The 23,867-nt window shown below is 68.6% G+C and carries 21 protein-coding genes and 4 tRNA genes; 5 read left to right on the top strand and 20 right to left on the bottom strand.

Annotated elements, in window-relative coordinates:
• Nucleotides 1–26: 26 nt before the first annotated feature.
• The 10 genes from ACGFR7_RS27015 to ACGFR7_RS27060 form a co-directional block, all read right to left on the bottom strand.
• Nucleotides 27–3,926: a DNA-directed RNA polymerase subunit beta' gene (locus ACGFR7_RS27015; protein ID WP_393324222.1), complete on the bottom strand. Its 3,900-nt coding sequence runs from the start codon at nucleotides 3,924–3,926 to the stop codon at nucleotides 27–29.
• A gap of 100 nt (nucleotides 3,927–4,026) precedes the next feature.
• Nucleotides 4,027–7,512, bottom strand: a complete 3,486-nt coding sequence (rpoB, locus tag ACGFR7_RS27020) for a DNA-directed RNA polymerase subunit beta (protein WP_393324225.1) — start codon at nucleotides 7,510–7,512, stop codon at nucleotides 4,027–4,029.
• A 627-nt stretch (nucleotides 7,513–8,139) separates the two neighbouring features.
• Entirely contained in the window at nucleotides 8,140–8,526 is a 387-nt protein-coding gene (gene rplL / locus ACGFR7_RS27025) for a 50S ribosomal protein L7/L12 (RefSeq protein ID WP_393324228.1), read from the bottom strand.
• Nucleotides 8,527–8,607: 81 nt separating this feature from the next.
• The gene (rplJ, locus tag ACGFR7_RS27030; RefSeq protein ID WP_350251619.1) at nucleotides 8,608–9,159 is read right to left on the bottom strand and encodes a 50S ribosomal protein L10; all 552 of its coding nucleotides are present in this window, start codon (nucleotides 9,157–9,159) and stop codon (nucleotides 8,608–8,610) included.
• Nucleotides 9,160–9,478: 319 nt separating this feature from the next.
• A complete protein-coding gene (locus ACGFR7_RS27035) occupies nucleotides 9,479–10,351 on the bottom strand; it encodes a hypothetical protein (protein WP_393324231.1) in 873 nt (290 codons plus the stop codon).
• 148 nt (nucleotides 10,352–10,499) lie between these two features.
• Entirely contained in the window at nucleotides 10,500–11,216 is a 717-nt protein-coding gene (rplA, locus tag ACGFR7_RS27040; protein WP_088798416.1) for a 50S ribosomal protein L1, read from the bottom strand.
• 82 nt (nucleotides 11,217–11,298) lie between these two features.
• The gene (gene rplK / locus ACGFR7_RS27045) at nucleotides 11,299–11,733 is read right to left on the bottom strand and encodes a 50S ribosomal protein L11 (RefSeq protein ID WP_030074757.1); all 435 of its coding nucleotides are present in this window, start codon (nucleotides 11,731–11,733) and stop codon (nucleotides 11,299–11,301) included.
• A gap of 165 nt (nucleotides 11,734–11,898) precedes the next feature.
• On the bottom strand, nucleotides 11,899–12,765 hold the full coding sequence (gene nusG / locus ACGFR7_RS27050) for a transcription termination/antitermination protein NusG (protein ID WP_393324235.1): 867 nt from the start codon (nucleotides 12,763–12,765) through the stop codon (nucleotides 11,899–11,901).
• 73 nt (nucleotides 12,766–12,838) lie between these two features.
• Nucleotides 12,839–13,135 carry a preprotein translocase subunit SecE gene (gene secE, locus ACGFR7_RS27055; RefSeq protein WP_042155825.1) on the bottom strand — a complete coding sequence of 99 codons (297 nt, stop codon included), beginning with the start codon at nucleotides 13,133–13,135 and terminating at the stop codon, nucleotides 12,839–12,841.
• A gap of 107 nt (nucleotides 13,136–13,242) precedes the next feature.
• A tRNA-Trp gene (locus ACGFR7_RS27060) sits at nucleotides 13,243–13,315 on the bottom strand.
• A 193-nt stretch (nucleotides 13,316–13,508) separates the two neighbouring features.
• Here ACGFR7_RS27060 and ACGFR7_RS27065 point away from each other — a divergent pair.
• Together ACGFR7_RS27065 and ACGFR7_RS27070 are read left to right on the top strand one after the other, a co-directional pair.
• Nucleotides 13,509–14,744: a pyridoxal phosphate-dependent aminotransferase gene (locus ACGFR7_RS27065; RefSeq protein WP_311623462.1), complete on the top strand. Its 1,236-nt coding sequence runs from the start codon at nucleotides 13,509–13,511 to the stop codon at nucleotides 14,742–14,744.
• Between the two features lie 124 nt (nucleotides 14,745–14,868).
• Nucleotides 14,869–15,912 (top strand): adenosine deaminase, encoded by a 1,044-nt coding sequence (locus tag ACGFR7_RS27070; protein WP_393324238.1) that lies wholly within the window; start codon nucleotides 14,869–14,871, stop codon nucleotides 15,910–15,912.
• Nucleotides 15,913–15,962: 50 nt separating this feature from the next.
• On the opposite strand, the gene ACGFR7_RS27075 is transcribed toward ACGFR7_RS27070, so the two are convergent.
• The 6 genes from ACGFR7_RS27075 to ACGFR7_RS27100 form a co-directional block, all read right to left on the bottom strand.
• Nucleotides 15,963–17,018 carry a UDP-N-acetylmuramate dehydrogenase gene (locus ACGFR7_RS27075; protein ID WP_393324240.1) on the bottom strand — a complete coding sequence of 352 codons (1,056 nt, stop codon included), beginning with the start codon at nucleotides 17,016–17,018 and terminating at the stop codon, nucleotides 15,963–15,965.
• A gap of 61 nt (nucleotides 17,019–17,079) precedes the next feature.
• Nucleotides 17,080–17,514 carry a MaoC family dehydratase gene (locus tag ACGFR7_RS27080; protein ID WP_393324242.1) on the bottom strand — a complete coding sequence of 145 codons (435 nt, stop codon included), beginning with the start codon at nucleotides 17,512–17,514 and terminating at the stop codon, nucleotides 17,080–17,082.
• A gap of 1 nt (nucleotide 17,515) precedes the next feature.
• Nucleotides 17,516–17,968, bottom strand: a complete 453-nt coding sequence (locus tag ACGFR7_RS27085) for a MaoC family dehydratase N-terminal domain-containing protein (protein ID WP_393324245.1) — start codon at nucleotides 17,966–17,968, stop codon at nucleotides 17,516–17,518.
• Nucleotides 17,969–18,052: 84 nt separating this feature from the next.
• On the bottom strand, nucleotides 18,053–18,217 hold the full coding sequence (rpmG, locus tag ACGFR7_RS27090) for a 50S ribosomal protein L33 (RefSeq protein WP_006604855.1): 165 nt from the start codon (nucleotides 18,215–18,217) through the stop codon (nucleotides 18,053–18,055).
• Nucleotides 18,218–18,306: 89 nt separating this feature from the next.
• A tRNA-Met gene (locus ACGFR7_RS27095) sits at nucleotides 18,307–18,379 on the bottom strand.
• Nucleotides 18,380–18,426: 47 nt separating this feature from the next.
• Nucleotides 18,427–18,499 (bottom strand) — tRNA-Thr (locus ACGFR7_RS27100).
• Between the two features lie 182 nt (nucleotides 18,500–18,681).
• On the opposite strand from ACGFR7_RS27100, the gene ACGFR7_RS27105 reads away from it, so the two are divergent.
• Together ACGFR7_RS27105 and ACGFR7_RS27110 are read left to right on the top strand one after the other, a co-directional pair.
• Nucleotides 18,682–19,944 (top strand): amidohydrolase family protein, encoded by a 1,263-nt coding sequence (locus tag ACGFR7_RS27105; protein WP_393324249.1) that lies wholly within the window; start codon nucleotides 18,682–18,684, stop codon nucleotides 19,942–19,944.
• A 76-nt stretch (nucleotides 19,945–20,020) separates the two neighbouring features.
• Nucleotides 20,021–20,683 (top strand): NAD(P)H-binding protein, encoded by a 663-nt coding sequence (locus ACGFR7_RS27110; RefSeq protein WP_393324252.1) that lies wholly within the window; start codon nucleotides 20,021–20,023, stop codon nucleotides 20,681–20,683.
• Nucleotides 20,684–20,853: 170 nt separating this feature from the next.
• On the opposite strand, the gene ACGFR7_RS27115 is transcribed toward ACGFR7_RS27110, so the two are convergent.
• Nucleotides 20,854–21,234 carry a hypothetical protein gene (locus ACGFR7_RS27115; RefSeq protein ID WP_393324255.1) on the bottom strand — a complete coding sequence of 127 codons (381 nt, stop codon included), beginning with the start codon at nucleotides 21,232–21,234 and terminating at the stop codon, nucleotides 20,854–20,856.
• Nucleotides 21,235–21,536: 302 nt separating this feature from the next.
• Nucleotides 21,537–21,618: transfer RNA gene (locus tag ACGFR7_RS27120), tRNA-Tyr, on the bottom strand.
• 190 nt (nucleotides 21,619–21,808) lie between these two features.
• On the opposite strand from ACGFR7_RS27120, the gene ACGFR7_RS27125 reads away from it, so the two are divergent.
• Nucleotides 21,809–22,297, top strand: coding sequence for a YajQ family cyclic di-GMP-binding protein (locus ACGFR7_RS27125; protein ID WP_018090929.1), 489 nt, complete (start codon nucleotides 21,809–21,811; stop codon nucleotides 22,295–22,297).
• 144 nt (nucleotides 22,298–22,441) lie between these two features.
• On the opposite strand, the gene ACGFR7_RS27130 is transcribed toward ACGFR7_RS27125, so the two are convergent.
• Complete coding sequence (locus ACGFR7_RS27130) at nucleotides 22,442–22,834, bottom strand: YccF domain-containing protein (RefSeq protein WP_393324258.1); 393 nt, start codon at nucleotides 22,832–22,834, stop codon at nucleotides 22,442–22,444.
• A 131-nt stretch (nucleotides 22,835–22,965) separates the two neighbouring features.
• Complete coding sequence (htpX, locus tag ACGFR7_RS27135; protein WP_393324260.1) at nucleotides 22,966–23,826, bottom strand: zinc metalloprotease HtpX; 861 nt, start codon at nucleotides 23,824–23,826, stop codon at nucleotides 22,966–22,968.
• Between the last annotated feature and the right edge of the window lie 41 nt (nucleotides 23,827–23,867).

Below are 23,867 nucleotides of genomic sequence, written 5' to 3' on the forward strand. Positions count from 1 at the left end.
CCCTGTTGCTGTCGTACGAACCAGGCTTACTGGTTGTACGGACCGTAGTCGTAGTCCTCCAGCGGGACCGCCTGGCCGGAGCCGGTGCCGAAGGGCGAGTAGTCGATGTCGTCGTAACCAACGGCCGAGTACATCGCGGCCTTCGCCTCCTCGGTGGGCTCGACCCGGATGTTGCGGTAACGGGACAGGCCCGTACCGGCCGGGATGAGCTTACCGATGATGACGTTCTCCTTGAGGCCGATCAGGGAGTCCGACTTGGCGTTGATCGCCGCGTCGGTCAGGACCCTGGTCGTCTCCTGGAAGGACGCCGCCGACAGCCAGGACTCGGTGGCCAGCGAAGCCTTGGTGATACCCATCAGCTGCGGACGGCCGGAGGCCGGGTGGCCGCCTTCCGCCACGACGCGACGGTTCTCGCCCTCGAACTTCGTGCGCTCCACCAGCTCGCCCGGCAGCAGCTCCGCGTCGCCGGACTCGATGATCGTCACACGGCGCAGCATCTGCCGGATGATGATCTCGATGTGCTTGTCGTGGATCGCCACGCCCTGGCTGTTGTAGACCTTCTGGACCTCGCCGACCAGGTGGACCTGGACGGCACGCTGGCCGAGGATCCGCAGCACGTCGTGCGGGTTGACGGCACCCACGGTCATCGGCTGGCCGACCGTGACGTGGTCGCCCTCGCCCACCAGGAGACGGGCACGCTTGGAGACGCCGTAGGCCATCTCGTCGCTGCCGTCGTCCGGGGTGACGACGACCTTCTTGGTCTTCTCGGTCTCCTCGATCCGGACGCGGCCGGCCGCCTCCGAGATCGGGGCGACACCCTTGGGCGTACGGGCCTCGAAGAGCTCGACGACACGCGGCAGACCCAGGGTGATGTCGTCACCGGCCACACCACCGGTGTGGAAGGTACGCATCGTCAGCTGGGTGCCGGGCTCACCGATGGACTGGGCGGCGATGATGCCGACCGCCTCACCGATGTCGACCAGCTTGCCGGTGGCCAGCGAGCGGCCGTAGCAGAAGGCACAGGTGCCGACCGCGGACTCACAGGTCAGGACCGAGCGGGTCTTGACCTCCTCGACGCCCGCGTTGACCAGCGCGTCGATGAGCACGTCACCGAGGTCGACGTTGGCCGGCGCGACGACCTTGCCGTCGACGACGACGTCCTCGGCCAGCATGCGTGCGTAGACGCTGGACTCGACGTCGTCCGCCTTGCGCAGGACACCCGCGGCGTCCTTCGAGGCGATCCGCAGCTTGAGGCCGCGCTCCGTGCCGCAGTCCTCCTCGCGAATGATGACGTCCTGGGAGACGTCGACCAGACGACGGGTGAGGTAACCGGAGTCGGCGGTACGCAGGGCGGTGTCCGCCAGACCCTTACGGGCACCGTGGGTGGAGATGAAGTACTCCAGCACGGACAGACCCTCGCGGAACGACGCCTTGATCGGACGCGGGATGGTCTCGTTCTTGGCGTTCGACACCAGACCACGCATACCGGCGATCTGCCGCATCTGCATCATGTTTCCTCGGGCACCCGAGTCAACCATCATGAAGATGGGGTTCGTCTTGGGGAAGTTCTCATTCATCGCCTCGGAGACCTCATTGGTCGCCTTGGTCCAGATGTTGATGAGTTCCTGCGTGCGCTCGTCCTTGGTGATCAGACCGCGCTCGTACTGCTTCTGGACCTTCTCGTCCTGGGCCTCGTAGCCCGCGACGATGGCCTTCTTGGCCTCCGGCACGACGATGTCCGAGACGGCGACGGTGACGCCGGAACGGGTCGCCCAGTGGAAGCCGGCCGCCTTCAGGTTGTCGAGCGTCGCCGCCACGATGACCTTGGGGTAGCGCTCGGCCAGGTCGTTGACGATCGCGGAGAGCTGCTTCTTGCCCACCGAGTAGTCGACGAACGGGTAGTCCTCGGGCAGCAGCTCGTTGAAGAGCGCGCGGCCCAGGGTCGTCCGCAGCCGGAAGCTGTCACCCTGCTGCCACTCGGGCTCGCCCTCCTCCGGGACCGGCGGGGTCCAGCCGCGGGGCGGGACGGTGCCGATCGGGAAGCGGATGTCGACCTTCGCCTGGAGCGAGAGCTCGTTGGCGTCGAACGCCATGATCGCCTCGGCGGTCGAGCCGAACGCCCGGCCCTCACCGATGACCTTGCGCTCCTCTTCATCCGTGGTGAGGAAGAAGAGACCGAGCACCATGTCCTGGGTCGGCATGGTGACCGGACGGCCGTCGGCCGGCTTGAGGATGTTGTTCGAGGACAGCATCAGGATGCGGGCCTCGGCCTGGGCCTCCGCGGACAGCGGGAGGTGGACGGCCATCTGGTCACCGTCGAAGTCCGCGTTGAACGCGGTGCAGACGAGCGGGTGAATCTGAATGGCCTTGCCCTCGACCAGCTGCGGCTCGAAGGCCTGGATGCCCAGACGGTGCAGGGTGGGTGCACGGTTCAGCAGCACCGGGTGCTCGGCGATGACCTCTTCGAGCACGTCGTAGACGACCGTGCGGCCGCGCTCGACCATGCGCTTGGCGCTCTTGATGTTCTGCGCGTGGTTGAGGTCCACCAGGCGCTTCATCACGAACGGCTTGAAGAGCTCCAGCGCCATGGCCTTGGGCAGACCGCACTGGTGCAGCTTGAGCTGCGGGCCGACGACGATGACGGAACGCGCCGAGTAGTCGACTCGCTTACCGAGCAGGTTCTGACGGAAGCGGCCCTGCTTACCCTTCAGCATGTCGCTGAGGGACTTCAGCGGGCGGTTACCGGGACCGGTGACCGGGCGACCGCGGCGGCCGTTGTCGAACAGCGCGTCGACGGCCTCCTGCAGCATCCGCTTCTCGTTGTTCACGATGATCTCGGGGGCACCGAGGTCAAGGAGACGCTTGAGGCGGTTGTTGCGGTTGATCACACGGCGGTACAGGTCGTTGAGGTCGGAGGTCGCGAAGCGGCCACCGTCCAGCTGCACCATCGGACGCAGGTCCGGCGGGATCACCGGGATGCAGTCCAGCACCATGCCCTTGGGGCTGTTGCGGGTCTGCAGGAAGGCGGAGACGACCTTGAGGCGCTTGAGCGCACGGGTCTTCTTCTGGCCCTTGCCGGTACGGATGATCTCGCGGAGGCGCTCGGCCTCCTCGTCGAGGTCGAAGGTCTCCAGGCGCTTCTGCAGGGCAGCGGCACCCATGGAGCCGTCGAAGTACGTGCCGAAGCGGTCCCGCAGCTCGCGGTAGAGCAGCTCGTCGCCCTCCAGGTCCTGGACCTTGAGGTTCTTGAAGCGGTTCCAGACCTCGTCGAGACGGTCGATCTCGCGCTGCGCACGGTCGCGCAGCTGCTTCATCTCACGCTCGGCGCCCTCGCGCACCTTGCGGCGCACGTCGGCCTTGGCGCCCTCGGCCTCCAGCTCGGCCAGGTCGGTCTCGAGCTTCTTGGCGCGGGCCTCCAGGTCGGAGTCGCGGCGCTGCTCGATCTGCTGGCGCTCGACGGAGACGTGCGCCTCCAGCGAGGGCAGGTCGCGCGTCCGGCGCTCCTCGTCCACCCACGTGATCATGTAGGCGGCGAAGTAAATGACCTTCTCGAGGTCCTTGGGCGCGAGGTCCAGCAGGTAGCCCAGCCGGCTCGGCACGCCCTTGAAGTACCAGATGTGGGTGACGGGAGCGGCCAGCTCGATGTGGCCCATCCGCTCACGGCGCACCTTGGCGCGAGTGACCTCGACGCCGCAGCGCTCGCAGATGATGCCCTTGAAGCGGACGCGCTTGTACTTACCGCAGTAGCACTCCCAGTCCCGGGTCGGACCGAAGATCTTCTCGCAGAAGAGTCCGTCCTTTTCGGGCTTGAGCGTGCGGTAGTTGATGGTCTCGGGCTTCTTGACCTCGCCGTGGCTCCACTGACGGATGTCGTCAGCGGTAGCCAGACCGATCCGGAGCTCATCGAAGAAGTTGACGTCGAGCACTATGCGTCAATCCCTCTCAGGGTTGTAAGTCTTGGGGTCTGAAACGGGGGTCCTGGGGCCGGCCGGGGGAGCCATCGCTGGCTCCCCGGCCGGACTCCCGTCAGACCTCTTCGACGCTGCTCGGCTCGCGCCGGGACAGGTCGATGCCGAGCTCCTCCGCTGCGCGGAAGACGTCCTCGTCGGTGTCGCGCATCTCGATGGACATGCCGTCCGAGGACAGCACCTCCACGTTGAGGCACAGGGACTGCATTTCCTTGATGAGCACCTTGAAGGACTCGGGAATGCCGGGCTCGGGGATGTTCTCGCCCTTGACGATGGCCTCGTAGACCTTCACGCGGCCGGTCACGTCGTCGGACTTGATCGTCAGCAGCTCCTGGAGGGCGTAGGCGGCGCCGTAAGCCTCAAGCGCCCACACCTCCATCTCACCGAAGCGCTGGCCACCGAACTGAGCCTTACCACCCAGCGGCTGCTGGGTGATCATCGAGTACGGACCGGTCGAACGCGCGTGCAGCTTGTCGTCGACCAGGTGGTGCAGCTTGAGGATGTACATGTACCCGATCGAGATCGGGTCCGGGAACGGCTCACCGGAGCGGCCGTCGAACAGCCGCGCCTTGCCGGAGCCCTTGACCATCCGCTCGCCGTCACGGTTGGGGATCGTCGACTCGAAGAGACCGGAGATCTCGTCCTCGCGCGCACCGTCGAACACCGGGGTGGCGACGTTGGAGCCGGCGGCGACCTCGTCGGCGGAGATCGAGTGGAGACGCTTCTTCCACTCCTCCTCGACACCCTCGACCTTCCAGCCCTGGCTGGCGAGCCAGCCGAGGTGGATCTCCAGGACCTGTCCCGGGTTCATTCGGGACGGGACACCCAGCGGGTTGAGGATGATGTCGACCGGGGTGCCGTCCTCCAGGAACGGCATGTCCTCGACCGGCAGGATCTTCGAGATGACGCCCTTGTTGCCGTGACGGCCGGCGAGCTTGTCACCGTCGGTGATCTTGCGCTTCTGGGCGACGTAGACGCGGACCAGCTGGTTCACGCCCGGGGGCAGCTCGTCGCCCTCTTCGCGGTCGAAGACGCGGACGCCGATGACCTTGCCGATCTCACCGTGCGGCACCTTCAGCGAGGTGTCGCGCACCTCGCGCGCCTTCTCGCCGAAGATCGCGCGGAGCAGGCGCTCCTCGGGGGTCAGCTCGGTCTCACCCTTGGGCGTGACCTTGCCGACGAGGATGTCGCCGGCCACGACCTCGGCACCGATACGGATGATGCCGCGCTCGTCGAGGTCGGAGAGGACCTCCTCGGAGACGTTCGGGATGTCCCGGGTGATCTCCTCGGGGCCCAGCTTGGTGTCACGGGCGTCGACCTCGTGCTCCTCGATGTGGATCGAGGAGAGGACGTCGTCCTGCACGAGGCGCTGCGACAGGATGATCGCGTCCTCGTAGTTGTGGCCCTCCCACGGCATGAACGCCACGAGCAGGTTCTTGCCGAGCGCCATCTCGCCTTCGTCCGTGGACGGACCGTCGGCGAGGACCTGGCCCTCGATGACCCGCGCGCCCTCGTCCACGACGACCTTCTGGTTGAAGGAGGTGCCCTGGTTGGAGCGGGTGAACTTGGCGACGCGGTACGTGGTGTACGTGCCGTCGTCGTTGGCGACGGTGATGTAGTCCGCGGAGACCTCCTGGACCACACCGTCCTTCTCCGCCTTGATGACGTCACCGGCGTCGACCGCGCAGCGGTACTCCATGCCGGTGCCGACCAGCGGCGACTCCGCCTTGATCAGCGGAACGGCCTGGCGCATCATGTTCGAGCCCATGAGCGCACGGTTGGCGTCGTCGTGCTCGAGGAACGGGATCATGGCGGTCGCGGCCGACACCATCTGGCGCGGCGAGACGTCCATGAAGTCGACCTCGTCGGCGGGGACCAGGTCGACCTCGCCGCCACGACGGCGGACCAGGACACGTTGCTCGGAGAACCGCATGTCCTCGGAGAGCTTCGCGTTGGCCTGGGCGATCAGGAAGCGGTCCTCCTCATCAGCGGTGAGGTAGTCCACCTCCTCCGTGACCTGGCCGTCGACGACCTTGCGGTACGGCGTCTCGATGAAGCCGAAGACGTTGACCCGGCCGTAGGAGGCCAGCGAGCCGATCAGACCGATGTTGGGACCTTCAGGGGTCTCAATCGGGCACATGCGGCCGTAGTGCGAGGGGTGCACGTCACGGACGTCCAGGCCGGCCCGCTCACGGGAGAGACCACCCGGGCCCAGCGCCGAGAGACGGCGCTTGTGGGTCAGACCCGACAGCGGGTTGGTCTGGTCCATGAACTGGGACAGCTGGCTGGTGCCGAAGAACTCCTTGATGGAGGCGACGACCGGCCGGATGTTGATCAGGGTCTGCGGCGTGATCGCCTCGACGTCCTGGGTGGTCATGCGCTCGCGCACGACACGCTCCATACGGGCGAGACCCGTACGGACCTGGTTCTGGATGAGCTCGCCGACGTTGCGCAGACGACGGTTGCCGAAGTGGTCGATGTCGTCGGTCTCGACGACGATCTCCGTGCCGTTCTCGCCGATCGTCTCGGTCTCGCCGGCGTGCAGCTTGACCAGGTACTTGATCGTGGCGATGACGTCATCGGTGGTCAGCACACCGGCGTCCAGCGGCTCGTCGCCGCCGAGCTTCTTGTTGACCTTGTAGCGGCCGACCTTCGCGAGGTCGTAGCGCTTGGGGTTGAAGTAAAGGTTCTCGAGCAGCGTCTGCGCGGCCTCGCGGGTCGGCGGCTCGCCCGGACGCAGCTTGCGGTAGATGTCGAGCAGCGCATCGTCCTGGCCCTGGGTGTGGTCCTTCTCCAGGGTGGCGCGCATCGACTCGTACTCGCCGAACTCCTCGAGGATCTGCTCGGTCGTCCAACCGAGAGCCTTGAGCAGAACGGTCACGGACTGCTTGCGCTTGCGGTCGATGCGCACACCGACCATGTCGCGCTTGTCGATCTCCATCTCCAGCCAGGCACCCCGGGACGGGATGATCTTGGCGGAGAAGATGTCCTTGTCGGACGTCTTGTCGATGGAGCTGTCGAAGTACACACCCGGCGAGCGCACCAGCTGCGAGACGACGACACGCTCGGTGCCGTTGATGCAGAAGGTGCCCTTGTTCGTCATGAGCGGGAAGTCGCCCATGAAGACCGTCTGGGACTTGATCTCGCCGGTCTCGTTGTTCGTGAACTCAGCGGTGACGAAGAGCGGAGCCGCGTACGTGAAGTCGCGCTCCTTGCACTCGTCGATGGAGTTCTTCGGGGGCTCGAAGCGGTGGTCGCGGAACGTCAGCGACATCGACCCGGAGAAGTCCTCGATCGGGGAGATCTCTTCGAAGATCTCTTCCAGACCGGACTTGGTGGGGACTTCCTGCCCACTCTCCAGCGCAGCCTCGACGCGACCCTTCCATGCGGCATTGCCGAGCAGCCAGTCGAAGCTTTCGGTCTGCAGCGCAAGGAGGTTCGGAACCCCGAGGGGCTCCTTGATCTTCGCAAAAGAGATGCGCAGCGGGGCGGTGCTGTCGCCGTTGTTCGTATTGGCAGTCGAGGCGTTGCGCGAGGCGGCCAAGAGGGGGTCCTTCCGAGGGCTCGGACTCACTACGCGCGTACCGGTCCCGAACCGAACAGACTGAGGGAAAGCCCAGGTCAGGGCAGATCATCCAGCTTTGCTCGGGCTCGGGTATGCCCCTGGTGACGGGCAGGGAGCAGCTAACAGGCAGCGCAAAGGGTCAGTGTAGCCACTTGGCACACTGATGTCCAGAGCGAGTTTCCGGAGACCGGTTCAACGCCGTGATACCGATCTTCTCCCTCCGGGAGGCCATGTCCTCCACACCGGAGGAACTCCTCGTTGTTCTTCTCTACGCCCATTGCCCTGCGCCTGCCGAAAGCCCTGCGCCAGTGGCGCACACCGATGCTTCCCTCTTCGTCGGCGATCCATGCCTCGAACCCTGGATCGCTTCTGCGTCGCGTCCCGAGAATTGCGCGCCGCGTCCGGTTCGTCAAGGCCCCCCACCTCAGGGAGATCGTCACATGGGGGCACGTCCGGGCAACGATGATCACCATACTCGCACGCAGGCGCGAGAGAACGCAGCCGTGACGAGCACGCCGAAGGGCGACCACCCGCATGGGTGATCGCCCTTGGCTGGTGTCCGCAGCGCCTCAGGCGCCCTGGACGTGAGTCAGAGACTCAGTGGGGTCACTTGACCTCGACGGAGGCGCCGGCGCCCTTGAGGGACTCGGCGGCCTTCTCGGCGGCGTCCTTGGCGACCTTCTCGAGGACGGGCTTCGGGGTGCCGTCGACGAGGTCCTTGGCCTCCTTCAGGCCCAGGGAGGTCAGCTCACGCACGACCTTGATGACCTGGATCTTCTTGTCGCCCGCACCGGTGAGGATGACGTCGAACTCGTCCTGCTCATCGGCTTCGGCGGCGGCCGGGGCACCCGGGGCGCCGGCGGCGGCAACGGCGACCGGGGCGGCAGCCTCGACGTCGAACTTCTCCTCGAAGAGCTTCACGAACTCGGAGAGCTCGATGAGGGTCATCTCTTCGAACTGCGCGAGCAGGTCTTCCTGGCTGAGCTTCGCCATGGTGGCGGTCCTTCCACTAATTCGGCTGGTGCCGGATGTACATGAATGGCGGGCGTACGGGCCCGCTGGGCAGACGAGTGGTTACTCGGCAGCCTCGGCGGGAGCCGGCGTACCGGCACCGCCCTGCTCGACCTTGCTGCGAAGCGCGTCCGCGGTGCGGGCGAACTTCGTGAGCGGGGCCTGGAAGGTCGCCGCGGCCTTGGCCATGGACGCCTTCATGCCACCCGCCAGCTTGGCGAGCAGAACCTCGCGGGACTCGAGGTCCGCAAGCTTCTTGATCTCGTCGGCGGTCAGCGCCTTGCCGTCAAGGACACCGCCCTTGATGACGAGAGCGGGGTTCTCCTTGGCGAAGTCACGGAGACCCTTCGCCGCCGTGACCGGGTCACCGGTCACGAAGGCGACAGCGGTCGAGCCCTTGAGGTGCTCGTCCAGCTGAATCCCGGCCTCCTTGGCCGCGATCTTGGTCAGCGTGTTCTTCACCACACGGTACTGAGCGTTCTCGCCGAGAGAACGACGCAGCTCCTTGAGCTGCGCCACACTCAGTCCGGTGTAAGAAGTCACAACAGCTGCGTGGGAGTCACGGAGCTTCCCCGTGATCTCCGCAACGGCTGCGTTCTTGTCAGACGTCGCCATGAGCCTCGGCCTCCTTCCGGGTGATGAGGACCGCGCAGAAGGGGCTGGGCAAAACAAACGCCCCGGCGCAGGCGCACGGGGCGTACTCAACCGGAGAGGATCGGAATCCGTCCGGGAGTTCATCCATACACACCTGCGCAGGCCGTCCGCAGCTAGCGGATCCTTCGGCCACCACACGTCCGGGACCGGACGCGCAGAGACAACCAGCGGTCTTTGGCTTCCGGGAAAAGATACGGGAGCGGGGTGCGCTCAGGCAAATCGGCGTGGACGGGGACATCGCAGGGCCCCCGCCCACGCCGTCACACGTGCGCGGTACCGGTCAGGCGCCGGGCGCGGTCGACGTCTGGCTCGCCGGCGGCGGGGTCACATCGACCTTGCTGCCGTAGCCCGTGTAGAGCACGGTGGAGTCGCTGGGCTGCTTGCCGCCGAGCTTCTCCTGCTTCTTGACCAGCAGGTTGTTCGAGTCGATCCAGACGTCGAGCTGCTCGCTCTTCGCGCCGCCCTTCGCGAGCTGCTTGCGGATCATGTCGCGGAGGTCCTTGCCGAGCTTGCCGCTCAGCTGGTCCAGCCTGAGGGTGCCGGTGTAGTGGGTCGCCTGGACGCCGTTGACGTCCTCCTTGCCGACGGCCTTGGCCGAGCCCGAGGCGGCCAGCAGCTCGATCGGCTGGCTCGGGTCGGCGTTCTGCAGCGCTTCCTGGAGCACGGTGCCCGAGCCGCCCAGCCTCTTCGACAGGACGCTGTACGAGTACTTCGTCCAGGGCTTGCCGCCGCCACCGGGCATGGCGGCGCCCATGTTGATGTACACGGCGTCCTCGGCGTAGACCGCCTTGACCGGCTTGGCCGGCTTACCGGAGCCCCCGCCGAGGTCCATGGTGTTTTCCACGTTCATCCGCATGCCCTGCGACCAGTCCAGGTCGCCCTTGGTGGACTGCTTCATCTGCTTGCCGAGCAAGGTCGAGGTCGTGGAGCCGTCGATCTTCGCGGTCTTCTTGGCCTTGGTCGCCTGCTGGGCGGCCTTCAGCGCGTCCGCCGGGTTCTGCGCCGGGTCCTGCTTCCCACCCGCGTCGCTGCCGCCGGTGCTGCTGCTCCCGCCTCCGGACGCCTTGCCGCCGTCGTTGTCGTTGCAGGCGCTCAGACCGCCCACCAGAATCACGGCACCCGCCACGGCGGCGGCTATACGCGTGCTACGCATGTGAGGCTCCCCCTTGCATCGTCTCTGTCGACCTCGGGGCGACTGTAGTGCAGGCCACTGACCGCACATGCGTCAGGCCCCGTCCCTCCGCAGGGAGGAACGGGGCCTGACGCGTGCATCACGCGCTACGAGGCGTCGATCAGGGAGATCAGACGGCCTCGTCCTCGACGAGGAGGTTGCGGGTGCGGTTGGCGTCCAGCGGGATGCCGGGGCCCATCGTGGTGGTGACGGTCGCCTTCTTGATGTAGCGGCCCTTGGCGGCGGACGGCTTGAGGCGGTTGATCTCCTCGAGCGCCGCGGCGTAGTTCTCCACCAGCTTGGTCTCGTCGAAGGAGACCTTGCCGATGATGAAGTGGAGGTTCGCGTGCTTGTCCACGCGGAACTCGATCTTGCCGCCCTTGATGTCGGTGACAGCCTTGGCGACATCCGGGGTGACGGTGCCGGTCTTCGGGTTCGGCATCAGACCACGCGGACCGAGCACGCGGCCGAGGCGGCCGACCTTGCCCATGAGGTCCGGGGTGGCGACGACGGCGTCGAAGTCCAGACGGCCCTTGGAGACCTCGTCGATCAGTTCGTCCGAGCCGACGATGTCGGCGCCGGCGGCTTCCGCGGCCGCTGCACGGTCACCGGTCGCGAAGACCAGGACCCGGGCGGTCTTACCGGTGCCGTGCGGGAGGTTCACGGTGCCACGGACCATCTGGTCCGCCTTGCGCGGGTCGACACCCAGACGCATGGCGACCTCGACGGTCGCGTCGAACTTGACGGACGCGGTGTCCTTGGCGAGACGGACGGCCTCGAGGGGGGCGTACACGCGCTCCCGGTCGATCTTCGCGTCCGCGTTGCGAAGAGTCTTGCTGCGCTTCACTTCTGCTCCTGATGCAGTGGGGTGGAGTCGTGGTGCGGACCAGCGCCTGGTCCTGCCACGGGTGGTGCCTGAGGGGCTGAGATCAGCCCTCGACCGTGATGCCCATGGAGCGGGCGGTGCCGGCGATGATCTTCTCGGCGGCGTCCAGGTCGTTGGCGTTCAGGTCGGGCATCTTGGTGGTGGCGATGTCACGGACCTGGTCGCGCGTGATCTTGGCGACCTTGGTCTTGTGCGGCTCGCCGGAGCCCTTCTCCACGCCCGCGGCCTTCAGGATGAGCTTCGCGGCCGGCGGGGTCTTGGTGATGAAGGTGAAGGAACGGTCTTCGTAGACCGTGATCTCCACCGGCACGACCATGCCACGCTGCGACTCGGTCGCGGCGTTGTAGGCCTTGCAGAACTCCATGATGTTGACGCCGTGCTGGCCCAGCGCGGGGCCGACCGGCGGAGCCGGGTTTGCGGCGCCGGCGCTGATCTGGAGCTTGATAAGCCCCGTGACCTTCTTCTTCTTGGGAGGCATGCTCTCTCCGGGTCCTAGTGAGAGGTTTCGCCGATCCATCCGGTCATCCGGATGGAGGCATACCGCACCACGATAACGGGTATCGTCGTGCGGCCAAAAACCGAGCAGGTCAGACCGGCTGTGAGCCCGTCTGACCTGTCGGTTCGGCTGGTGGTCCGGAAGAACCTAGTTCTTCTGGATCTGGTCGAAGCTGAGCTCGACCGGGGTCTCGCGACCGAAGATCTCGACGAGGCCCTTGACCTTCTTCGAGTCGGCGTTGATCTCGTTGATCGTCGCCTGCAGCGTCGCGAACGGGCCGTCGGTGACGGTGACGGAGTCGCCCACCTCGAAGTCCAGCACCTGGACCTCGACCTTGCGCGACGGCGCCGGCTTGCCCTCGGCCGCGGCGGCCTCCTTGGCGGCCTTCTCCTCGGCCTCCGGGGCGAGCATCTTGACGATCTCGTCCAGCGTCAGCGGGTAGGGGTCGTAGGCGTTGCCGACGAAGCCGGTGACGCCCGGGGTGTTGCGGACGACGCCCCAGGACTCGTTCGTCAGGTCCATGCGCACCAGAACGTAGCCCGGGAGCTTGTTCTGGCGGATGGTCTTGCGCTCGCCGTTCTTGATCTGCGCGACCTCTTCCTGCGGCACCTCGGCCTGGAAGATGAAGTCCTCGACGTTCAGCGAGACGGCACGCTGCTCGAGGTTGGTCTTCACGCGGTTCTCGTAACCGGCGTAGGTGTGGATGACGTACCACTCACCGGGCAGGCCACGGAGCTCGTCACGGAGGGCGGCCACCGGGTCGACCGGCTCCGGCTCCTCGTCCTCGGCGACCTCGGCGGCGGCCTCGGCGTCCTCTTCGACGTGCACCGCAGCCTCTTCGGCGGGCTCGCCGGCGGCGGCGTCCTCGGAGTCGAGCTCGTCGACCTCGTCGGCGGCTTCGACGATCTCAAGCGCGGTGTCGTCGCCCTCGACCTCGGCCGAGGCAGCCGCGTCAACGTCGGCCGCTGCCGGCTCTGCGGAGTCGGCGGCGTCGTTCAGGTTCGGGTCAGACACGGTGGCTGCTTCTTCCTGGCTTCAAGGGGTTGAACATGCGAAAGGGGCGCCCGCTGAGGCGCCCTCCGCGGGATCAGCCGAAGACGTACCCGACGACTCGGTTGATTCCCAAGTCAATCACGGTTACGAGACCGATGATGATGACAACGAAGACGATCACCACACTGGTGTACGTCGACAGCTGGCTACGCGTGGGCCAGACGACCTTGCGGAGTTCCGCCACGACCTGGCGGTAAAAGAGCGCGAGGCGCGCGAAGGGGCCCTTCTTGCCGCGCTTGCCGCCACGGCGGGGCTTCTTCTGGGATTCCGCGGTGTCGTCCTCGGAACGACCGCGCTCAGGCATGTCGATGGAGCCCAGGGCGTCCGTCACTCGTCCTCACCTGAATCCGGGTCGTGGCCGTGCCGCGCCCGGTTGAGCCGCACGGCGGTGCATTTCATACGTACGCGTGCACGCACTGCGGTGGAGAGTGCGTGTAGCAGGGCCGGAGGGACTTGAACCCCCAACCGCTGGTTTTGGAGACCAGTGCTCTACCAATTGAGCTACGACCCTTTGTGGTTCCCCCAACCTACCGCATGCGGTCGACCGCACTAAGTGCGTGCGCCGCGGCGGCCTGTTCGGAGCCAACGGTCAGCGAGTGTACGTGGTTCGGAGCCAGGCGTCGAACACGATCCTTCCGGGTCCTCCCGGGTGGTGCCCGCAAACCCGTGTACCGGGCTCCTCAGAGGTCTGCAACGATGCATATATGAGCGCTGCAACCCCTTCCGCATCGTCCCCCACCGACCGCCGGGTCTCGGCCCGCGTCGGTTCGATCTCCGAGTCCGCCACCCTCGCCGTCGACGCCAAGGCGAAGGCCCTCAAGGCGGCCGGACGCCCGGTGATCGGCTTCGGCGCCGGTGAGCCCGACTTCCCCACGCCCGACTACATCGTCGAGGCGGCGATCGAGGCCTGCCGCAACCCGAAGTACCACCGCTACACCCCGGCCGGCGGCCTCCCCGAGCTCAAGACCGCGATCGCCGCGAAGACGCTGCGTGACTCCGGCTACGAGATCGAGGCCGCGAACGTCCTGGTGACGAACGGCGGCAAGCAGGCCATCTACGAGGCGTTCGCGGCGATCCTCGACCCGGGTGACGAGGTCATCGTCCCCGCCCCGTACTGGACCACCTACCCCGAGTCGATCCGCCTCGCGGGCGGTGTCCCGGTCGATGTGGTCGCCGACGAGACCACCGGCTACCGCGTGACCGTCGAGCAGCTGGAGGCCGCCCGCACGGAGCGCACCAAGGTGCTGCTCTTCGTGTCGCCGTCGAACCCGACCGGTGCGGTCTACACCCGCGAGCAGGTCGAGGCGGTCGGCCGCTGGGCCGCCGAGCACGGCCTGTGGGTGCTGACCGACGAGATCTACGAGCACCTGGTCTACGGCGACGCCGAGTTCTCGTCGCTGCCGGTGGTCGTGCCGGAGCTGCGCGACAAGTGCATCATCGTCAACGGCGTGGCGAAGACGTACGCGATGACCGGCTGGCGGGTGGGCTGGGCGATCGGCCCCAAGGACGTCATCAAGGCCGCCGCGAACCTCCAGTCGCACGCCACGTCCAACGTCTCCAACGTCGCGCAGGCGGCGGCCATCGCGGCGGTCTCCGGCGATCTGACGGCCGTCGAGGAGATGAAGGTCGCCTTCGACCGCCGCCGTCGCACGATCGTGCGGATGCTCAACGAGATCGACGGCGTGCTGTGCCCGGAGCCGGAGGGCGCGTTCTACGCGTACCCGTCGGTGAAGGAGCTCCTGGGCAAGGAGATCCGCGGCAAGCGCCCGCAGACCAGCGTCGAGCTGGCCGGGCTGATCCTGGAGGAGGCGGAGGTCGCCGTCGTCCCGGGTGAGGCCTTCGGTACCCCCGGCTACCTGCGGCTCTCCTACGCGCTGGGCGACGAGGACCTGGTCGAGGGCGTGTCGCGGCTGCAGAAGCTGCTGGCCGAGGCCAAGTAGGACACCAGCCGCCGACCGATTGCGAACGGGCCCCGACGTTCCGGGGCCCGTTCGAACGTTCCCTGGGACACCCCTTCGGGGAAGGCCCTACCGGCGCACCGCCCCCATACGGCAAGATCTTGGGATGGAGAGCGTTCGTGCCCGCGGCGGAGCCGCACTTCGAGACCTGCGCCGACTGCCGAAGGCCCATCTGCACCTGCACTTCACCGGCTCGATGCGGTCCGCCACCCTGCTGGAACTCGCCGACAAGTACGGCGTCCATCTGCCCGAGGCGCTGCGGAGCGGTGAACCGCCCCGGCTGCGGGCCACGGACGAGCGCGGCTGGTTCCGCTTCCAGCGGCTCTACGACATCGCGCGGTCGTGCCTGCGGGAGCCCGAGGACATCCGGCGGCTGGTCCGGGAGGCCGCCGAGGAGGATGTCCGCGACGGGTCGCGCTGGCTGGAGATCCAGGTCGACCCGACCTCATACGCACCGCGGCTGGGCGGGCTGATCCCGGCCCTGGAGATCATCCTGGACGCGGTGCACGGCGCCTCCCGTGACACCGGGCTCGGCATCCGCGTCGTGGTCGCCGCGAACCGCATGAAGCACCCGCTGGACGCCCGCACGCTGGCGCGTCTCGCGGTGCGCTACGCCGACCGGGGGGTGATCGGCTTCGGGCTGTCCAACGACGAACGACGCGGCTTCGCCCGGGACTTCGACCGTGCCTTCGCCATCGCCAGGGAGGGCGGACTGCTGGCGGCACCGCACGGCGGCGAGCTGTCGGGGCCGGCGAGCGTCCGGGACTGCCTGGACGATCTGCACGCCGGCCGGGTGGGGCACGGCGTACGGGCCGCGGAGGACCCCGTGCTGCTGCGCCGGCTGGCCTCGCGCGGGGTGACCTGCGAGGTGTGCCCGGCGTCGAACGTGGCGCTGGGGGTCTACGAGAAGCCCGAGGACGTGCCGCTGCGTGCGCTCTTCGAGGCCGGCGTGCCGATGGCGCTGGGCGCGGACGATCCGCTGCTGTTCGGCTCGCGGCTGGCCGCGCAGTACGAGATCGCCCGCACCGCACACGGCTTCACGGACGCCGAACTGGCCGAGCTCGCCCGGCAGTCGGTCCGCGGCTCGTGCGCCCCGCAGGACGAGCAGCAGCGGCTGCTGACGGAGATCGACGGCTGGCTGGGCGCGTAGCGGCCCCGGGGCGGCTCGGGCCGGCCCGGGCCCTGCCGGGACGTACCTGCCTAGAGGCTGACGCCGACCGTGACCGGTTCGTTGACGAGGGTGACGCCGAAGGCGGCATGGACACCGTCGCGGACCTCGCGGGCCAGGGCGAGCAGGTCCTCCGTGGTGGCCCTGCCGCGGTTGGTGAGCGCGAGGGTGTGCTTGGTGGAGATACGGGCCGGGCCGCTGCCGTAGCCCTTGGTGAAGCCGGCCCGGTCGATGAGCCAGGCGGCGGAGGTCTTCACCAGGCCCTCGCCGGCCGGGAAGGCGGGCGGGGCGGCGTCGGAGCCGAGGCGGTCCTGGACCCGCTGGAGGAAGTCGGCGTGCTCGGCCTCGGTGAGGATCGGGTTGGTGAAGAAGGACCCGGCCGACCAGGTGTCGTGGTCCCCGGCGTCCAGCACCATGCCTTTGCCGGCGCGCAGCACCAGAACGGTCTGACGGGCGACGGCGGCCGGGACCCGGTCTCCGGCCTCGACGCCGAGGGCGCGGGCCGTCTCGGCGTACTTCAGGGGCGCGGAGAGGCCTCCGGCGTCCTCCAGGGCGAAGCGCACCCGCAGCACCACGAACCGGTCGGGGTGCTGCTTGAAGCGGCTGTGGCGGTACGAGAAGCCGCACTCCTCGTTCGGGAGGGTGACCGTCTCGCCGGCGCGGCGGTCGTAGGCGACGACCTCGGTGATCGTGGCGGAGACCTCCTGGCCGTACGCGCCCACGTTCTGGATCGGGGTGGCGCCCGCCGAGCCGGGGATGCCGGCCAGGCACTCGACACCGGCCAGTCCGGCCTCGACCGTACGGGCGACCGCATCGGACCAGTTCTCGCCGGCGGCGAGGGTGAGGTCCGTGCCGTCGAGCGCGAAGCCGCGGGTGGCGATGCGCAGGGCCGTGCCGTCGAAGCCCTTGTCGCCGATGACGAGGTTGCTGCCGCCGCCGATGATCAGCAGCGGGGTCCCGGCTTCGTCGGCCGCACGGACCGTCGCGATCACCTCGTCGTCGGTGGTGGCCGTGACGAGGCGGGTGGCCGGTCCGCCGAGGCGGAAGGTGGTCAGCGGGGCGAGGGGCGCGTCATGGAGTTCCTGCACGCGCCCAAGGGTACGGGGGCGGTCCGGCGATGCCCGGCCGACCGCCCCCGCAAGGACCTGCTCAGGCGAGACGGACCACGGCGCGGGACATGCCCAGCACCTTCTGCCCCGCGCTCATCGCGGTGAGGTCGACCCGGACCGTACGGTCGTCGTCGTCCAGCTTGGCGGCGACCTTGGCGGTGACCTCGATCAGGGCCCCGGTCTCGTCGTTGGGGACGACGACGGGCTTGGTGAAGCGCACGCCGTACTCGGCGACCGCGCCCGGGTCACCGGCCCAGTCGGTCACCACCCGGATCGCCTCGGCCATGGTGAACATGCCGTGGGCGATGACGTCCGGCAGCCCGACCTCCTTGGCGAACTTCTCGTTCCAGTGGATCGGGTTGAAGTCGCCTGAGGCGCCCGCGTACCGGACGAGCGTGGCGCGGCTCACGGGGAAGGTCTGCGCCGGGAGTTCGGTGCCGACCTCGACCTCGTCATAAGAAATCGTGGCGGTCATCTCAGGCCTCCTTCGCGGCGCGGGCCACCAGCTTGGTGACGGCGGTCACGACATGGCCGCCCGCCTCGTCGTGCACCTCACCGCGGATGTCGATGATGTCGTTGCCCGCCATGGACTTGATGGCCTCGATGGTGGAGGTGACGCTCAGCCGGTCCCCGCTGCGCACCGGCCGGGTGTAGGCGAACTTCTGGTCGCCGTGCACCACCCGGCTGTAGTCCAGACCCAGTTGCGGATCCTCGATGACCTGACCCGCGGCCTGGAAAGTGATGGCGAACACAAAGGTCGGCGGCGCGATCACATCGGAGTACCCGAGTGCCTTGGCCGCTTCGGCGTCCGTGTAAGCGGGGTTGGTGTCACCGATCGCCTCGGCGAATTCGCGGATCTTTTCCCGGCCGACCTCGTACGGGTCGGTGGGCGGGTACGTGCGTCCGACAAAAGACTGGTCGAGCGCCATGGGCTCGCAACCTCCCTGTACTGATGGTGATAACGCCGTGAGGCCGCCCCCACGAATGGGGACGGCCTCACGGACGAGCCTGTGTTATCGCGTCTCGCGGTGCGCGGTGTGCGAGTTGCAACGGGGGCAGTGCTTCTTCATCTCAAGACGGTCCGGGTCGTTACGCCGGTTCTTCTTGGTGATGTAGTTCCGCTCCTTGCACTCCACGCAGGCCAGCGTGATCTTCGGGCGGACGTCGGTGGCAGCCACGTGAGTGCTCCTTGGACGGACGGGTGGTCGGATTAACGCATAAAAGAGTAGCCGATCGGAGGACCGACCCCACAATCGGCTACTGTCAGTAGCGGTGACCGGACTTGAACCGGTGACACAGCGATTATGAGCCGCTTGCTCTACCGACTGAGCTACACCGCTGTGATGCAAGAGTCCCTCGCCCGAAGGCGAGGTACCTCACACATCAGAGCCCCAATACGGAATCGAACCGTAGACCTTCTCCTTACCATGGAGACGCTCTGCCGACTGAGCTATTGGGGCGAGCGATGAAGACATTACACGGCCCGCCGCCAAACGTGAAATCCGTATCCGGGCCGTGCCCCAACGGCCCCGCGCACCACACCGGTACGACTATTCCGCGCCTGCGCGAAGCTCTCCCGGCAGCGCCCTAGGCTCGGAAGAACGCTGCGTGATCTTGCACGCCGGTGGCTTCGAGGAGCGCGATGTCCGACAGCAGTTCGCCGCAGCCCCAGCCGGGAAAGCCCGGCGGCGGCGGCCGCTACGCCAGGTCGGACAGCGGGGCGCTGGTGCTGTGCGGCGCCCGGCTCGCCGACGGCCGGACGGTGGACGTACGGCTCGGCGGCGGGTGCATCGAGGCCGTCGGAACGGCCGGCAGCCTCGCCCCGCAGGGCGCCCGCGTCGACCTCGCCGGCTACCTCCTGCTCCCCGCCCCCGCCGAACCCCATGCGCACTGCGACACCGCCCTGACGGCGGACGCCGACGGTCCCGCCTCCGGGTCCCCCGAGGACGTCCAGCGGCGGACGACCGAGGCCGCGCTGCTGCAACTGGGGCACGGGGCCACCGCTACGCGCAGTCACGTCCGGATCGGCGACGTACAGGGCCTGCGCTCGCTGGAGGCGGTGCTGCAGGCCCGCCGGTCGCTGCGCGGGCTGGCCGACCTGGCGGCGGTCGCGGTGCCGCGGGTGCTGACCGGGGTGGCCGGGGCGGACGGGCTGGCGATGCTGCGGGACGCCGTGAAGATGGGCGCCGCGGTCATCGGCGGCTGCCCGGATCTCGACCCCGACCCGGCCGGGTACGTCGAGACGGTCCTGGAGCTGGCCGGGGAGCACGGCTGCCCGGTGGATCTGCACACCGACGGCGACGATCCGGCACGGCTGGCGCGGTTCGCGGCGATGTCGGGCGGACTGCGGCCGGGCGTCGCCCTCGGGCCGTGCGCGGGGATGGCACGGATGCCGCGGAGCGTGGCGGCGCGGGTCGCCGAGCAGCTGGCGGCCGCCGGGGTCGCCGTCGTCTGTCTGCCGCAGGGCGACTGCACGGGGCTGGAGCGGTACGGCTCGCGGGTGTCGCGGCCGGCGCCCGTACGGCTGCTGCGGGCGGCCGGGGTGCGGGTGGCGGCGGGCAGCGGGGCGCTGCGGGACGTGGCGAATCCGGTCGGACGGGGCGACCCTCTGGAGGCGGCCTACCTCCTGGCTTCCCTGGGGGAGGCCACGCCGGATGCCGCGTACGAGACCGTCAGTTCGGCGGCGCGGGCGACGCTGGGCCTGCCCGAGGTGCGGGTCGAGGCGGGCTTCCCCGCGGAGCTGCTGGCGGTGCGCGGCGAGCGGATCGCCGGGGTGCTCTCGCTGGCCTACAGCCGGATCGTGATCCACCGCGGGCGGGTGGTCGCCCGTACCAGCGCGGTGCGGGAGTACTGCGACTCGGCGACGGAGGTGGCTCCGGCGCTGCCCCGGCAGTCGCAGCGCTGACCCACGGCGGCGAGAAGGCCCCGGCCCCCGGCCGGTCCCGCACCGTGCGACGGGCCTTCGGCGTACGGTCGGGATCATGCGCATTGTCATCGCAGGTGGACATGGTCAGATCGCGCTGCGGCTGGAGCGGTTGCTCGCCGGGCGCGGGGACGAGGTCGCGGGCATCGTCCGCCGGCCGGAGCAGGCCGGCGACTTGCTGGCCGCGGGCGCCGAACCGGTGGTCTGCGACCTGGAGTCGGCATCGGTGGAGGACGTCACCCGGCACATGGAAGGCGCCGACGCGGCCGTCTTCGCGGCGGGTGCGGGGCCGGGCAGCGGCACCGAACGCAAGGAGACGGTGGACCGCGGCGCGGCGCGGCTCTTCGCGGACGCGGCCGAGGCCGCGGGCGTACGGCGCTTCCTCGTCATCTCCTCCATGGGCGCGGACCGCGAGCCCCCCGAGGGCACCGACCCGGTCTTCGCCGCCTACCTGCGGGCCAAGGCCGCAGCCGACACGGACATCCGGTCCCGGGCCGGCCTGGACTGGACGATCCTGCGGCCCGGCAGGCTGACGAACGACCCCGGAACGGGCCTGGTGAAGCTGGCCGATTCGACCGGCCGCGACGAGGTGACCCGGGACGACGTGGCCGCCGTCCTCGCGGCGCTGCTCGACGAGCCGGGCACCATCGGCCGGACGCTGGAGCTGATCGGCGGGGAGGCGCCGGTGGCAGACGCGGTGCGGGCGGTGGCGGGGCGCTGAGGACGGCACGGCGCGGGGAGATCCGACAGGCCACGACGGCTCCCCGCTTCCGCTGCGCCCGGAGAGCCGGCCGCTCCCGTTGTGCGGAGAGCCGCCCGCTCCCGTTGTGCGGAGAGCCGTGCGCTCCCGTTGCGCGGAGAGCCGTGCGGAGGGCGGGCGTTACCTGCCGATCAGGTCGACGCAGGCCTTGGCGCTGGAGCCCTTGAAGCGGACGCAGAGGTCGCCGTCCGCGAGGGGTTGCCCTTCGGGGGCCAGCTGCCCTTGATCGCGTCGCCGTGGCGCTCGGCGGTCTTCGTGTGGGTGCCCGAGTACCAGTCCGTGACGTAGACCGTCGCCTTGTTGCGGCCGGCGGGCGGGTTGGTCCAGGTGGCGGTGATGGTGCCGGGGTAGACGTTGCCGCTCTCGCCGGTGGTCGCGATGCAGACCTGCGGGCCGCTCCAGTTGTGGGTGCACCCCGAAGCGGGGGCGTGGGCCGCCGGTGCGGCGGTGGGGGTGGCAAGGGCTACGGTGCCGGCCAGGGTCAGGATCCGGGTACGTGCGCCTGTTCGCACAGTCTTCTCCCCAGGGGGCGTGGGGGGGGACGGCGGACGCGGCCTGACAGATTGGCGCGTACACGTCGGCAGGCCGGTGATGATCACCCTGGCGATCTTGATTCGGTGGACGAAATGGAGAGCCTGCGCGGCGCCTCGCGCCGCGGCTGCGAGGCACCCTGGGGCCCCCGCGGCCCGTCCACGCCCTCGGGGATTCAGCGTTCGCACCGCGAAGACAGGAGGGCCGCACGAGCGACGCGAGAGCGCATCACAAAGGGCCCCTGGTTTACGGATTCCATAAGCCAGGGGCCCTTTGCTCCTTGTGGCGGCGCCAGGATTCGAACCTGGGAAGGCTGAGCCGGCAGATTTACAGTCTGCTCCCTTTGGCCGCTCGGGCACACCGCCAAGGTTTGCTGCCGGGAGACCCGCTGTGGGGCGGTGCTCCGTGGCAACGACGTAAACCATACCCGATGGCTGGGGGTGGTTCGCCACTCGATTCGGGAGCGCTGGATCTTGGCCGGGTGGCTAGGCTTGGCAGGCGGGCCCGGGAAGGGCCGCAGCCCTGACGGATCTACGTACGAGGAGCCAACTCAACATGGCCGACTCCAGTTTCGACATCGTCTCGAAGGTAGAGCGGCAGGAGGTCGACAACGCCCTCAACCAGGCCGCCAAGGAGATCTCGCAGCGCTACGACTTCAAGGGCGTGGGCGCGTCGATCGAGTGGTCGGGCGAGAAGATCGAGATGCGGGCCAACGCCGAGGAGCGGGTGAAGGCCGTGCTCGACATCTTCCAGTCCAAGCTGGTCAAGCGCGGGATCTCGCTGAAGGCGCTGGACGCCGGTGAGCCGCAGGCCTCGGGCAAGGAGTACAAGATCTTCGCCTCGATCGAGGAGGGGATCTCGCAGGACAACGCCAAGAAGGTCGCCAAGATCATCCGCGACGAGGGCCCGAAGGGCGTCAAGGCGCAGGTGCAGGGCGACGAGCTGCGGGTCAGCTCGAAGAGCCGGGACGACCTGCAGGCGGTGCAGCAGCTGCTCAAGGGCAAGGATCTGGACTTCGCCCTGCAGTTCGTGAACTACCGGTAGCGGCCCGGCTTTCGGGTGCCACGGGATGGGGCGGCGCGCTTCGGCGTGCCGCCCCACCGGTGTGTCGGGGCGGCACCAAGGAGCGCACCACGGGCCCGGGCGGCCGCCGGACGGGCGGTCAGCGGGCGGGTGGTCAGGGGACGGTCAGCGGGTGGCGAAGGGCTCGTCGGTGGGGACGATGTCGCGGCCCAGGGGCATCAGGGAGACCGGGATCATCTTGAAGTTGGCGATGCCGAAGGGGATCCCGATGATCGTCACGCACAGGGCGAGGCCGGTGATGATGTGGCCCAGGGCCAGCCACCAGCCCGCGAAGATGATCCAGATGACATTGCCGATCGCCGATCCGGCGCCGGCGTCGTCGCTCACGACGGTCGTCCGGCCGAAGGGCCACAGGGCGTAGCCCGCGATCCGGAAGGACGCGATGCCGAACGGGATGGTGATGATCAGGATGCAGCAGATGATGCCCGCGAAGACGTAGCCGAGCGCCAGCCAGAAGCCGCTGAGGACCAGCCAGAGGACGTTGAGGATGAACTTCATGATCAGCAGCCTTCCAGGGGCACGGCGGAGAACGTAACTGCCGTGCTAGACGCGCTGAGCCCGGTGAATCGTTGCGTTCATGATGCGCCGGGCGTCTGCTGAGGGCCACCGGTCCCGGCGGCCTCGGGGCGTCAGGGGCGGTGGCCCGCCATGTTTTCGAGGCGGGCGATCCGTTCGTCCATCGGGGGGTGGGTGGAGAAGAGCCGGGACAGGCCGCCGCCGCGGAACGGGTTGGCGATCATCATGTGGCCGGCGGTCTCCAGGCGCGGCTCGGGCGGGAGCGGGAGCTGCCGGGTTCCGGCCTCCAGCTTGCGCAGCGCGGAGGCCAGGGCCAGCGGGTCGCCGGTGAGCTGGGCGCCCGCGGCATCGGCCTCGTACTCGCGCGAGCGGCTGACCGCGAGCTGGATCAGCGAGGCCGCGACCGGCCCGAGGATCATGATCAGCAGCATGCCGAAGAGGCCGGGGCCCTCGTCGTCGTCGGAGCGGCCCAGGGGGATCAGCCAGGCGAAGTTGACCAGGAACATCACGACGGAGGCCAGCGCGCCGGCGACGGAGGAGATCAGGATGTCGCGGTTGTAGACATGGCTGAGCTCATGGCCGATCACGCCGCGCAGCTCGCGTTCGTCGAGCAGCTGGAGGATGCCGTCGGTGCAGCAGACCGCGGCGTTGCGGGGGTTGCGGCCGGTGGCGAAGGCGTTGGGCGCCTGGGTCGGGGAGATGTACAGGCGCGGCATGGGCTGGCGGGCCGCGGTGGAGAGCTCGCGGACCATGCGGTAGAGCTGTGGCGCCTCGAACTCGCTGACCGGGCGGGCGCGCATCGCCCGCAGGGCCAGTTTGTCGCTGTTCCAGTAGGCGTAGGCGTTGGTGCCCAGGGCCACGACGACGGCGATGAGCAGGCCCGTACGGCCGAACAGGCTGCCGATGACGATGATGAGGGCGGACAGGCCCCCGAGGAGTACGGCGGTCCTGAGCCCGTTGTGCCGGCGGTGCACGGTACGCCCTCCAAGCGGTGCGGCAGGGGAACCCTGTGCTG

Origin of the sequence: Streptomyces sp. NPDC048516 (assembly GCF_043199875.1) — a bacterium.
Lineage (GTDB): Bacteria > Actinomycetota > Actinomycetes > Streptomycetales > Streptomycetaceae > Streptomyces.